The following is a 13377-nucleotide window of genomic DNA, read 5'->3' as shown; positions in this document are numbered from 1 at the left end:
ATTTGGTTCACAGAACAATCCCTCCCAGTATATTGCATAGCCCAGCTCACATTCAAGAAAGCAAGCGGATTTTCTCACATGACTCAAAAATAAACCCACAGCAAAACCACAGCAAACCCACAATTTTGACCGCGAGATTCACCCCGTTTCCCACATCCCTTTCCCCCTCATGCCCAGCTATCCTGTTACTCTGTTAGCCCATGGCCTACTACTCAATCCGCATGCATGCCTCCAACCAAGGAACCCACATCTCCGGCGCCGAACGTCTCACGAACGCTTCCGCTAGAGACAAACCTAGCGATATTACCCAGATTGCAGCAGATTTAATAGAGCGCGCCCTCACTCATCCTAAGGCAGAGCCGGATAGCATCTCCTTGCGCGTCGAGAGACTAGACCAAGACCCACTGCGTGTCCCTCTACTTCCCTGCGTAGAGCTTCCCGCCGGCACCAGTATCGCAGAACTATTAACCAAAAATGGGCTTAGCACCTCCGCGGCAGAACTGGCGCAAGACTTGATTTTCTCAATTAAAGACATGCGTGGGGCCGCCTTGTTAGATGCTCGCCGACTCCGCCGCATAGAGCCCGATCGGCATCGCGGTATTCGAGTTAGCACCTTTGACTATGAGCACACTATCCACCGAGGATCAAAGAATCACCACGTCGAGGCTCGCATTTTGGCAACGAAAACCCTTAGTGCACCTGGGGTTGTGGCTGAACTTTGCATGAGTGACGATCCCGACTACACAACAGGTTATATAGCATTAGCAGGAACCTATTACCGAATTCCTAATATGAAGAAAAACGGTAGTGGTGGTCGAGTGATCATCGTGGATAGTACCCAATATAATTTCGACCTCGGGCGTACGATCGCTTATCTCGAAGACCAACCCGTCCTTGTCACGGGACACTTCCACGGTGGTCACGATGACTAGTCTGAACAGCGTCACCACATCCTGGAACCACCAATGGGAGGCAGCTGAGTTACAGCGAAGTCCCCGTCGGTTCGACACCGCCCCACAACCGCGCACAGTCCTCAATGGGCATCCCACACTTAGTTTTGCAAGCAGCGATTACTTGGGGCTCGCGTGCGATCCCCGCGTCATTGCGGCTGGACAAAAAGCCTCCAATTTATACGGTGCAGGTTCTGGTGGGTCTCGGCTAACATCCGGCGAAACGATTCATCGAATGCTAGAGAACCAACTAGCGGAGTTCTTCGGTTACTCCGACTGTATTTTTTTCGCTACCGGCTATCTGTGCAACTTGGGCGTCATTTCAGCACTAGCTGGTCCCGAGGTGACAGTGTTTTCCGACGCCTTCAACCACGCCTCGCTCATTGATGGTATTAAGCTCGCTAAAAGCTCTCAGCTCACAATCTACCCCCACCAGGATTTCGAATACCTCGCCCGCGCGTTGAGCCACCGCACGACTCCACACGCTCTTATCATCTCCGATGGTGTCTTCTCTATGTCGGGTTCGGTGGTGGATCTGCCCAGACTGGCGCAGCTAGCCGCCGACTACGATGCGTGGTTGCTCATCGACGATGCACATGGGGTAGGCACCGTGGGACGGACTGGACGGGGCGTCAGCGAGTGGGCCGGTATAAAGCCCGATATATTAATCGGAACTGCATCTAAAGCTTTGGGTGTGGAGGGGGGCTTTGCTCTCTGCAGCACTCCGGTGCGGGAATTCCTTTACAACCACTCTCGTAGCTTTGTTTATTCCACCGCTCCAACTCCAGCCACAGTTGGAAGCTGTAGCGAGGCTCTCCGAATTCTCGATACCGATCATCAACTCATCGCTCGTCTGCACGAGGTCATCGGATATTTTTATGCATCGATGAGAATGCAATCGCCCTCGGTCCCCCATCCCATTATCCCGGTTCCCATTGGCGATGAACGCCTAGCTATAACCATCGCTCGCAATCTCGAAGATGCCGGGATATATGCCCCCGCCATTCGATATCCCACTGTTGCCCGCGGGAAAGCATTACTCCGGTTGTGCCTTTCTGCTTTGCACACCGAAGCCGATATTGATCGACTGGTCGCCTCAATCGTCTGCAATAGCTAAACTATGTCACGCTCGTCTACTTTCAATAAGGATGAAGTTTTGATCACACATCCTCGTATAATGTCACTGTAAAAGCATGGGAGGTTACCCCCATTGGATTGGAGAAAAAACACCCTTCCCCTCGATTCGCAGAGCTTAGTGCACGAGCGATAAACAGACTTAGCCCTATTTGGACACAAATTCCCAATAGCGTTGACGAGAAGATGAGAGTTTAGGCGAAAGAGTTGTGCGCCTACCCCCATCAAGATCACTAAACCGCAGGTTGAATTATGTTTTTTTGCGTGCCACCATAGGTAACGTGCAATTACTTGTTGAAAATCAGCTCCTCGCTTTGATCACCATCATGGCCGTCGGATTACTCGTAGGGAAGATTCGGATCGGAAATTTTCGACTCGGCGTAGCTGCTGTGCTTTTCGTTGGTCTGGCCTTCGCTACCATTGAACCGCGCATCACCCTACCCCCCATTTTGTTCATTGTGGGTTTGAGCCTATTCGTCTATACCATCGGGCTCGAAGCCGGCCCAACATTTTTCGCATCGATGAAAACCATCGGGCTCAAAAACAATATGCTGGGCTTTAGCATGATCATTGTGCTGACCGGGATTTCATATATAGCTATCAAGCTTGCTGGAATCGATGCCGCTTCCGGAGCGGGACTATTTACCGGTGCTGGCACGAATACTCCTGCTATGGCTGCCATTGTGGATACCATGCCACAGCTTCTAGGTAACGAAAATAGTGACGTAGCAGAGCTTCCTGTCGTTGCGTACTCGCTTGCCTATCCCATTGGTGTGCTCGGTGTCATTCTCTCGATCGCACTCATGTCCAAAGTTTTTAAAATCAATCACGAGCAGGAAGCAAAAGACGCAGGCGTAGCTGTCACCCCTCTAGAGACTCGTCGATTCAAGGTCACCGAAGAGAACCTACCCCCCATCAATCAATGGCCCCATGCCTTCGAATTGGAGATTATAGTATCCCGAATCGAGCATAACGGTAAGTTCTACCTGCCAGAACCAGGCGATGAAGCCGAACTCGGCGACACGGTCTCGATAGTTGGCACAGCCATGGAGCTCGACAAGGTGGGCGCCTTCGTCGGTGAGCACGTCCCTGGCTCTCCCACTCACGGCGAGACTATTGACTACCGCAGAATCTTTGTGTCGTCCCCAGATATTGTTGGTATCCCTCTCCGCAAGCTACGTTCTCGTCTCCACGATATGTTGGTGACACAGGTGCGCCGAGGGGATATGGACACGGTGGCCACCCCAGATACCGTCCTGCAGTTAGGCGATCGAGTTCGCGTTGTGGCTCCTCGAGGTCGAATCGATCAAGCCACAAGGATCTTCGGCGATTCCTACAAATCCCTGTCCGATATTAACCTTCTTCCCCTGGTTACGGGCCTCGGATTCGGTGTACTGCTAGGCATGGTGGCACTTCCTCTTGTTGGTGGCGCTGAACTTAAGCTCGGCTCCGCGGGCGGCCCCCTCATCGTGGCATTACTTCTCGGCTATATCGAGCGCACCGGTCCTGTAGTGTGGCAAGTACCTTATGGCGCTAATTTGGCCTTGCGTCAATTCGGTATCACACTCTTCCTTGCTGGAATTGGTACCACCGCCGGTGCTGGTTTCGGAGAAGCCCTGAAAGATCCAGAATCTCTAAAGATTATTTTTGTTGGCGCTATAGGCACGATTGCCATGAGTTTGTGCACCCTGATTGTGGGCTATAAATTACTCAAAATTCCATTCGGTCAAGTAGCTGGCATCCTCGCAGGTATGCAGACCCACCCTGCAATTTTATCCTATGTTTCGGACCATACCCGCAACGAGTTGCCCTCTATTGGCTACACGACGGTATACCCGATGGCTATGGTCACGAAGATCCTCTGTGCCCAGCTACTCGCGTTTGCTCTTGTCCTCACTTAACGCCTGATCCAAGACGGAAAAGCTCGCTTCACCTTAACAGGAGGCGAGCTTTTTTTGAGTTTGAACCCCCAATCGCAGAGAGCCCGACCATCCTCTAGATGGCCCCTTGCTGCCATAACTATAGATCTATACTGTAGCTCTTTACCGGTATCTTGGCTTTGGTGAAAGGGTAATGTATGAACGACTAGAGTCCACTACTAAAACCCTAGGTCTCAAAGCGCCACGGTATTCACGGTGCCCGCGATGAGATCAGCTCCTCGGGCCGGAACCTGCAGCGCGCCGAGGGGTTGAAATTTTGTAAGATACTCAACTTTGACCTCATCAACGTATCAACAAACTCGAGTAATCCTCTCACAGGTGACTCTACAATTCTTAGCAATGGGAAAAAGGAAAATTAAGTTACCTTCCCCATCGGCATGGTCGACGAAACGGCGAAAGCAACCACCAACAGAATAAATTGGCCCATTAAGTGACTGATGGGGTGCTTTACCTAAACCAGATATGAACGTCGCTTTAGCAGCTCGACAGCAGCCTAATTAACGCGCAAGTGACTATCCGTTGAATTGTCTAGGAGGGCGAATACCTGAGCAGCCGACTTAAGTTCATAGCGGAAAATAAAGAAAACCCCATTCACCTGATCATTCAGGTGAATGGGGATTACGCACAGCGAGCTTTAGCTGCCAGCGAGCTTCTCGCGCAAAGCGGCAAGTTGCTCATCAGAAGCAAGTGAGCCACCGGTTTCCGCTGCTACTTCCGCTGCTTCGGCCGGAGCTGCCTGGTCAGACTGGGAAGAGTAGTTTCCACCTTCGGACTCACCCGCTGCGGCAGCCTCAGCGGCTGCGGCACGGTTCCGCTCGATTTGCTGGGTGTGAAGCTGGAAGCGACGCTCAGACTCGGCGTAACGAGCCTCCCACTCCTGACGCTGAGCATCGAAGCCCTCGAGCCATTCATTAGTCTCAGGATCGAAGCCTTCAGGGAAGATATAATTGCCCTGCTCGTCATAGGAGTCGGCCATACCGTACTTCGAGGGATCGAATTCCTCGGTGTAGTCCTCATCAGCCTGCTTGAGGGAGAGGGAGATGCGACGACGCTCGAGATCGATGTCGATGACCTTAACCATTGCCTCTTCGTTGACGTTGACAACCTGGTCTGGTACCTCGACGTGACGCTGAGCCAGCTCGGAGATATGTACGAGACCCTCGATACCCTCTTCGACGCGGACGAAAGCACCGAATGGAACGAGCTTGGTAACCTTGCCGGGAACAATCTGGCCGACAGCGTGGGTGCGTGCGAAGACGCGCCATGGATCTTCCTGGGTTGCCTTGAGCGAGAGCGATACGCGCTCGCGGTCAAGATCAACGTCGAGCACCTCTACGGTTACTTCGTCACCAACGGTGACGACCTCGGATGGGTGATCGATATGCTTCCAGGAGAGCTCGGATACGTGAACGAGGCCGTCAACACCGCCGAGATCGACGAAAGCGCCGAAGTTGACGATGGAAGACACGTGACCCTTGCGTACCTGGCCCTTTTGCAGCTGGTGCAGGAACTCCGAGCGAACCTCAGACTGGGTCTGCTCAAGCCATGCACGGCGGGAAAGAACAACGTTATTACGCTGCTTATCGAGCTCGATGATCTTTGCTTCGATCTGCTGACCGATATAAGGGTCGAGTTCACGCACGCGGCGCATTTCAACGAGAGAAGCTGGCAGGAAGCCGCGCAGTCCAATATCAAGGATGAGGCCGCCCTTGACAACCTCGATAACGGTACCGGTAACGGCCTCGTCTTTTTCCTTGAGTTCTTCGATGGCGCCCCATGCTCGCTCGTACTGAGCGCGCTTCTTGGACAGGATCAGACGACCTTCTTTATCCTCTTTAGTGAGAACTAGGGCGTCGATCTCGTCGCCAACCTCGACTACTTCGCCGGGGTCGACATCGTGCTTGATGGACAGCTCGCGTACCGGAATGACACCTTCGGTCTTGTATCCGATATCGAGCAAAACCTCATCGTGGTCAACCTTAACCACGGTACCTTCGACGATGTCTCCATCGTTAAAATATTTGATGGTGGCGTCGATGGCTGCGAGGAAATCCTCAGGAGAGCCGATGTCGTTGACAGCGACCTGAGGTACGTTCTTGGAGGTCATAAGTTAAAAGTGCTCCGAAATATGTAGGAATCGATGATGGACAGTTCATGTCTCTTGAATTGCATCTAAAGAGAGCGATTCAATCTCGCCGCATCCCGTCTTACTTCCCTACATAAGCAAGATGGCGATACGAACATAGACACGCGTGGCCAAGGATACGCCATTTTCCCAGCTAAAGCAAATAGAATGGGTCGCTGTGTTTGCCGATAAAACTCCAACCCCAATAGCCTCATTGGCCAATCAAAAATATTGGGACCTCGATGCCACGCAGTACCACAGAAGTCACGCTGAATATCTGTCATCCTTTTACTGGTGCCCTGAGATGCTTCACGAGCAAGAGGCCCAGTTGCTGGGTGATCTCTCCCAGCATACTGTCCTCGAACTAGGCTGCGGCTCGGCTCCCTGTTCCCAGTGGTTGAAGGTGCGCTTCCCCCACGCATTCGTGGTGGGCTTCGACATTTCATCGTCCATGCTCAAGTATGCAGCGACCTCGTTGCCTCTAGTACAGGCTGATGCCACAGCTCTCCCCTTTGCCCAAGAAACATTCGATTGTGTCTTCTCGGTTTTTGGCGCCATTCCTTTCGTGGAAGATCTCACCGAGTTATTTGGTTCAATCTATAATTTGCTCACCCCCGGTGGACGTTTTGTTTATTCCACGAACCATCCCATGCGATGGGTTTTTCTCGACGATCCAGGCGAAGCAGGACTCATGGCAGTCACATCGTACTTTGAGAAGGACTACGTGGAATATTCCGCTGACGATACTTGCCCTGACTATGTGGAATTTCAGCACACCTTGGCCGACCACATCAACGCCTTAGCCACCAGTGGTTTTCACATCGACGCCTTCGTCGAACCCGAATGGCCGGATTCTTTGGAAACAACGTGGGGCCAATGGTCTCCTCTCCGCGGCAAAATTTTCCCAGGTACTATGATCATTCAGGCTCACCGCCCTCTATAAGGCCACCACTAGAAACTTTAGTGGGCAGCCTCTTCCCAGTTAGCTCCATGTCCGGCTGATACTTCCAGGGGAACCGAGAGCGATATGGCTCGGTCCATCTCGGCTTCCACAATCTTGGTAACCATGTCGAGTTCCCCGGGAGCTACCTCTACCACCAACTCGTCGTGGACTTGGAGGAGCACCCGAGATTGCGTTTTCTCCAAATGCCGGTCGACGCGCAACATAGCAACTTTAATGATATCGGCAGCGCTTCCTTGGATGGGCGCATTCAAAGCCGCACGTTCGGCGTTTTCCCGAGCAACCCGATTTGTGGAACTCAACTCTGGTAAATAACGCCGGCGCCCGAAGAGGGTAGCTGTGTATCCACTGCGTCGAGCTTGTTCGACGATATCATCAAGATAACGTTTAACTCCACCAAAGCGCTCGAAGTAGTTTTCCATGATTCCCTTGGCCTCACCTGGGGTGATTCCCAGCTGTTGTGATAGGCCGAAGGCCGAGAGCCCGTAGACCAGCCCGTAGGACATGGCCTTGACGCGGCGGCGCAACTCCGCCGTCACTTCAGAAACGGGGACATCAAATACTTTTGATCCCACGTAATTATGAAGATCCTCACCACGTTGATACGCCTCAATAAGGCCAACATCTTGCGAAAGATGCGCCATCACTCGCATTTCAATCTGGGAATAATCGGCAGTCAAGAGCGTGTCGTACCCTGGCCCAGGAGTGAAGGCGGAGCGGATTTTGCGCCCGGCTGCAGTTCGCACTGGGATATTCTGCAGGTTAGGTTCCGTGGAGGATAGTCTGCCCGTGGACGTCACAGTTTGGTTAAAGGTGGTGTGAATACGCCCATCCTCGCCGATAGCTTTAATCAGACCCTCTAGAGTGGTCTTCATTTTCTGATATTCGCGGTGTGCTAAAAGATGATCAAGGAAGGGATGCGGATATTTGACAGCAAGCGCTTCAATCTCTTTAGCTGCTGTGGAGTAGCCTGTCTTGGTTTTTTTAGTTTTGGGAAGTCCCAGAGTTTCAAAAAGGACAACCTGCAGCTGTTTCGGTGAGGTCAGGAGGAGCGTCGGGTCACCCGCGAGCTCACGTGCTGCCTCTTCCTCCCTGGCCACTTGGTCTTTGAAGTCTGCCAGCTGTTCCTCTAACACAGCTCGATCCACCGCAATTCCGGCATCCTCCATCACAGCGAGTGACTGGATAAGAGGAATCTCTAAGTCGCTATAAAGCTCGAAGGAGTCCATTTCTTGCAATTCCTTGGTCAAGGATTCAGCTAGCGAGATAATTGCCCGAACAGAGTCCTTAAGGATGCGATGGTTATCCTCGTCGATCAAGCTCAATTGACCCCCGTTATCGGCACCGAGTTGTCCCTGAAGATGCCGCTGATAAACATCCTCGAGAGAGTAGGTTCGCTGGCCGGGGCGCAATATATAGGCAGCCACAGCAGTATCATGGCGGATCCCCGATAAAGTGAACCCGCGTCCCTTTAACATGTGGTAGCACGCTTTGGCCTCATGCATAATCTTGGGGGCGTCGCTGGAGAAGAATTTAGCCAGCGCCTTCTCCTCCTCGGGGCTCAGATCTGCAAAGTCACCCACGATAACATGGTTCTTGCTATCGAGGAGTGCATAGGCATAGGCGTCGCCGCTCGCCGGTGTTCCTCTCCCTTGAATATAGACCGCCGTTCCCGCAGCTAGGTCACGGCTAGGATCTTCTAACCAATGATGGACAGGTTGACTGTCTTCGATGAGTTCTCTTTCGTCGCGGGCCGATTCCTGAGTCTGAGGTTGCTCCCCTAAACCTAGGGCTTCAAAAATGCGTTCGCGAAGATTTTTACCAAATTCGAGATCTGAAAATTTATCCAGAACCGCCGTAATATCGACCGTTCCCCGCTGGAGCTGCTCCGGGGACAATTCTAAGGGAAGATCTTTGACCATCTCGGTGAGCGTGCGATTCATACGCACTTGATCAATGCGCTCGCGGAGATTGTTGCCTACTACTCCCCCAATTTCTTCAGCATGCGCAAGCAAGTTGTCTAGATTACCGTAGTGGGTAATCCACTTGGTTGCGGTTTTCTCTCCCACTTTTGGAATCGAGGGGAGATTATCCGATGGGTCGCCCCGAAGAGCTGCGAAGTCCGGGTATTGCTCAGGACTCAGACCATACTTTTCCTGCACAGCTTCAGGGGTAAAGCGGTGCATAACCGAAACCCCCTTCATGGGATACAGCACCGTGGTGGAATCGTTCACCAACTGGAAAGAATCGCGATCTCCAGTAACTATAAGAGTAGTAAAACCAAGGGGTTGAGCGGCGGTAGCCAATGTGGCAATCACATCATCGGCCTCATAATGGTCTTTTTCGATGGTTTTCAGGCCAAGGACTTCAAGCACGTCCTTGATTAGCGAAATTTGCCCTTTGAACTCCTCAGGGGTGGGCGCACGCTGTGCCTTGTAATCTGGGAACAGTTCACTGCGAAAAGTAGGAGCCTCGAGGTCAAAGGCCACCGCGATATGAGAGGGTTCTTCTTCGCGTACTAATCCTGCAAGCATAGAAAGGAAACCGTAGACAGCATTGGTGTGCTGACCTCCAGACGTGGAGAATTTATCGCTCGGAAGCGCGTAGAAAGCACGGAAAGCCATAGAATGACCGTCAATGAGCATAAGGCGGCGTGGGGCGTCGATTTTGTTGTTCTCCATCTCAGTCACGAAAGACCAGTCTAGTCGATCGCGGGAATAGTCGGGGATGGGTAGGATGACGTTGGGATTTCCAGAAATCTAGAAAATAGGTTAATATTTCCCCGTGCGCCCCTGTAGCCCAATTGGCAGAGGCAACGGATTCAAAACCCGTCCAGTGTGAGTTCGAGTCTCACCAGGGGCACGATAGTCACCGCCACGGAGTATTTTTACACGTGGCGGTTTTGCTATCACATTATAAAAAATCTGATACTCATATAAACAGTAAGGCGCTCAATGGACCACTCAACTCAGGGGATCCGCTCCTCAAACCCTGTTTCACATCTTGTTCATGTTGTCATTGGTGCTCTCATTGGACTTGCCGAGATGGTTCCGGGCGTCTCCGGTGGCACAATTGCGCTCATCAGTGGTATTTACGAGCGCGCGATTAACAACGCCGACGCGCTGCTGAACGTGGCGAAATCGCTCGTTCGCGATCGTTCGAACCTTGCGGCTGCGGTGAGGAAAGTCGAGTGGCTCTTCCTCGCTGCGGTGGCTGTGGGAATGCTAGGTACTGTCTTTGCGCTTTCTGGAGTGGTTCATTCCTTTGTGGAGAATTCTCCCCAGACTGCCCACGCCCTTTTTCTCGGTATGGTTGCTGTCTCACTGGTCGTCCCGATCAAGCAGACCAACAAGCAGGACTTAAAAGCCAAGTTGATCCCTGCGCTTTCGCTCCTCGTTGCAACCGCTATAGGTATGTTTTTCCTCACCGGATTCACCTCGGCCGAGAAATCTGATCCATCACTACTGATCATATTTGGGGCTGCTGCTATTGCTATCTGCGCGCTTGTATTACCTGGAGTATCCGGATCCTTCATTCTCCTAGCGATCGGTCTATATGAGCCAGTTATTGGCGCAGTGAGCGAACGCAACCTCACGGTCCTCTTGGTCTTTGTCGCGGGGGCGCTCACGGGGCTGTCGTTGTTTATCAAAGTGTTAAATTATCTGCTCAATAACCATCACTCTCTCACCATGATGGCGATGGCGGGGCTGATGTTGGGTTCGTTACGTGCACTATGGCCGTGGACTGGCGATTCGGGAGAGCTTCTCGCACCGAGTGGCAATACTGGCTGGTTGCTGTCCATGATGGCGCTCGGTGGCGCCATTGCTGGTGCCGTGATGATCCTCGAACGCTTTAATACCCAGGGATCGAAGAACTAACAAGGTTTCCGAATAGCGAAGTAGTTACCCGCGTGTGTGCCGAGTGTGTCTGGTTGGACTAGTAGCGCGGGTACGATTATCGCTTGCACCTTCGCGCGGTTTGAGGTCACAAGTAACTGGGTGCGGGTGGAGAGACCTGAACCAGGCTGTTCTCAGCCCCCTTTGTGAAGTATTGGTGGCGAGCATCATTCCCGTAATCAAATGCATACTTTCCGCATATTTTGTGAATTGTATGCATATATTCGATAACTGCCTCGCAGGGCTGACTCCGCAAAGGTTGGTCAGGCACCCCCAAACCTCCGGTATAACCACTGCTTGGAGACATTTTATTGTCTCCTGTCGATTACGGGGGTAAGACGTCCACCGTAAAGGGTATGAAAAATTTATTCAGTGTGATAAATTTATTTCCATGACTTCAACGATGAAACACCAATCGATCTACCGCTCGGCAGCGAGCATAGTCACCGTCGGTTTACTCCTCAGCGGTTGCGTTACAAACACGGAAGGTAATACCGCCGCCATTGATGGTGAATCCCCGTCCTCCGCTGCCAGTAACGGTCTTCCCTCTGGTTGGAAGGAAATTACTCCTGACACCGTTGACGCTATAGCCGCTCTCGTTCCATCAGACATCGCTGAGGATGGCAAGATCAGCATTGGCACCAACCCACCCTTCGCCCCCGCTGAATTTAAAGATTCCGATGGTAAGATCATCGGCTTTGATATCGATCTTGCTCGTGCGGCCGCTTCCGTGCTGGGCTTGGAACTGGAAGTTAAGGACCTCGACTTCTCATTGATCCTGCCCCAAATCGACGGTGGCTCCGTAGAATTCGGGGCTTCCGGCTTTACCGATAACGAGGAGCGGAGGGCTAACTTCGACTTCGTCGATTATTTCAATGCCGGTATCCAGTGGGCCGCAGCTCCCGGCTCAGGCGTCGATCCCGATGAGGCGTGTGGCCTGACTGTGGCCGTTCAACGGGCCTCAGTCTCCGAGACGGTAGATGTAGCCGAACGCTCGGCAGCATGTGAAGCAGCTGGCAAACCAGCAATCAAAACCTTATCTTTCGACAGCTCCGATGCCGCCGCTAATGCTGCCATCCTTGGGCGTGCCGATGCATTCTCGGGCGACTCCCCCACGGTCGCGTGGGCTGTTGAACGCTCTGAGGATAGACTCGAACTAGTTGGAGATATCTTCGCCGTTGCCAACTATGGTTGGCCCGTTAAAAAGGGCTCAGAATTAGCCCCCGCTCTCGCAGCCGCCCTCCAGCACCTCATCGACAACGGCGACTACGAAGAGATTTTAGCTCAGTGGGGCATGAAGAATGGCCTCGTTGAAGCCGCTGCTATCAATGGTCAGCCCATCAACTAGCCAACCATCCTCTGATATCCCACCCACTCCCTTGGCACCGCATGAGCAACCGAGGGAGTCTAAACATTCGAAAGATTCTTGTTATGAGCACCCCACGAGGCCCCAAACCCATTGAGGCTAAATCACTCCACCACCCAGGACGGTGGGTTACGGCCACCATCTTGCTGAGCATTGTCGCTCTTTTTATTTATTCATGTAGCCAAAATGAAGCCTTCGGGTGGGACACTTATTTTCAGTACCTTTTCGATACTCGTATTGCCGAAGCGGCTCTGCACACTATTGCGCTCACAGTGCTAGCCATGCTTATTGGCGTTGTCCTCGGTCAGATCCTCGCCATCCTAAGGATGTCGCCCAATCCCGTGTTGAGCGCCATCGCATGGTCTTATTTATGGATCTTTAGAGGCACCCCAGTCTATGTACAACTGGTGTTCTGGGGTCTAGCTGGCAATATTTTCAAAGTACTCAACCTGGGGATAGCTGAGATCGACCTCGAAAGCGCACTGAGAAATACGTTCTTCCTCGCCGTCCTAGGACTCGGTCTGAACGAGGCGGCCTATATGGCAGAAATCGTGCGCTCCGGGATTCAGGCTGTGCCCCCTGGACAAATCGAAGCATCAAAGGCCCTCGGTATGAGTTGGTGGACCACTATTCGCCGCACAATCTTGCCGCAGGCACGCCGTATCATCTTGCCTCCCACAGGCAATGAGTTCATTTCCCTGCTCAAGACCACGTCGCTCGTCGTCGCGATTCCTTATTCAATGGAGTTATACGGGCGGGCCATGGATATTGCGAACGCTCTTTTTGACCCGATTCCTTTGCTTCTTGTTGCGGCAACGTGGTACCTCGTTATCACCTCGTTGCTGATGGTGGGCCAACACTACCTAGAGATTTACTACGATCGTGGGGCAACCAAGGAGTTGACAGCTCGCCAACTCAGCGCCCTAGCCGATGCAGAGGGAACGCTTCCGAAAAATATCAATATTGTTCCCGAGACCCCTAAGCGGAAATAAGAGAAGGTACTCA

9 protein-coding genes and 1 tRNA gene are annotated in these 13377 nt (G+C 52.4%); 8 read left to right on the top strand and 2 right to left on the bottom strand.

Translation table 11 applies throughout. The features are described 5' to 3' along the window. Positions 1 to 200: 200 nt before the first annotated feature. The 3 genes from N7326_RS09220 (at position 201) to N7326_RS09210 (ending at position 3985) form a co-directional block, all read left to right on the top strand. Entirely contained in the window at positions 201 to 932 is a 732-nt protein-coding gene (locus tag N7326_RS09220) for a 6-carboxyhexanoate--CoA ligase (protein WP_259080302.1), read from the top strand. After that, positions 925 to 2067 carry an aminotransferase class I/II-fold pyridoxal phosphate-dependent enzyme gene (locus tag N7326_RS09215; RefSeq protein WP_259080301.1) on the top strand — a complete coding sequence of 381 codons (1143 nt, stop codon included), beginning with the start codon at positions 925 to 927 and terminating at the stop codon, positions 2065 to 2067. Before N7326_RS09220 ends, N7326_RS09215 begins: the two co-directional genes overlap by 8 nt. Before the next feature lie 298 nt (positions 2068 to 2365). Continuing rightward, positions 2366 to 3985: an aspartate:alanine exchanger family transporter gene (locus N7326_RS09210; RefSeq protein ID WP_259080300.1), complete on the top strand. Its 1620-nt coding sequence runs from the start codon at positions 2366 to 2368 to the stop codon at positions 3983 to 3985. A gap of 673 nt (positions 3986 to 4658) precedes the next feature. Here N7326_RS09210 and rpsA read toward each other — a convergent pair. Then, the gene (gene rpsA, locus N7326_RS09205) at positions 4659 to 6131 is read right to left on the bottom strand and encodes a 30S ribosomal protein S1 (RefSeq protein ID WP_259080299.1); all 1473 of its coding nucleotides are present in this window, start codon (positions 6129 to 6131) and stop codon (positions 4659 to 4661) included. A gap of 196 nt (positions 6132 to 6327) precedes the next feature. On the opposite strand from rpsA, the gene N7326_RS09200 reads away from it, so the two are divergent. Continuing rightward, the gene (locus N7326_RS09200) at positions 6328 to 7092 is read left to right on the top strand and encodes a class I SAM-dependent DNA methyltransferase (protein WP_259080298.1); all 765 of its coding nucleotides are present in this window, start codon (positions 6328 to 6330) and stop codon (positions 7090 to 7092) included. A gap of 17 nt (positions 7093 to 7109) precedes the next feature. On the opposite strand, the gene polA is transcribed toward N7326_RS09200, so the two are convergent. Further along, complete coding sequence (gene polA / locus N7326_RS09195) at positions 7110 to 9791, bottom strand: DNA polymerase I (protein ID WP_396124775.1); 2682 nt, start codon at positions 9789 to 9791, stop codon at positions 7110 to 7112. A gap of 107 nt (positions 9792 to 9898) precedes the next feature. Here polA and N7326_RS09190 point away from each other — a divergent pair. The 4 genes from N7326_RS09190 to N7326_RS09175 all read left to right on the top strand — a co-directional run bounded on the left by N7326_RS09190 (position 9899) and on the right by N7326_RS09175 (position 13364). Continuing rightward, positions 9899 to 9972 (top strand) — tRNA-Leu (locus N7326_RS09190). Between the two features lie 92 nt (positions 9973 to 10064). After that, positions 10065 to 10988: a DUF368 domain-containing protein gene (locus N7326_RS09185; RefSeq protein ID WP_259080296.1), complete on the top strand. Its 924-nt coding sequence runs from the start codon at positions 10065 to 10067 to the stop codon at positions 10986 to 10988. Positions 10989 to 11397: 409 nt separating this feature from the next. Next, on the top strand, positions 11398 to 12354 hold the full coding sequence (locus tag N7326_RS09180) for an ABC transporter substrate-binding protein (RefSeq protein WP_259080294.1): 957 nt from the start codon (positions 11398 to 11400) through the stop codon (positions 12352 to 12354). Positions 12355 to 12437: 83 nt separating this feature from the next. Further along, entirely contained in the window at positions 12438 to 13364 is a 927-nt protein-coding gene (locus N7326_RS09175) for an amino acid ABC transporter permease (RefSeq protein ID WP_259080293.1), read from the top strand. The last annotated feature ends 13 nt before the right edge of the window (positions 13365 to 13377 follow it).

The organism is Corynebacterium sp. ES2794-CONJ1 (assembly GCF_025660615.1).
GTDB lineage: Bacteria > Actinomycetota > Actinomycetes > Mycobacteriales > Mycobacteriaceae > Corynebacterium.
Note: the sequence above shows the minus strand (reverse complement) of the source record. Positions and strands in the feature narration are given on the sequence as shown.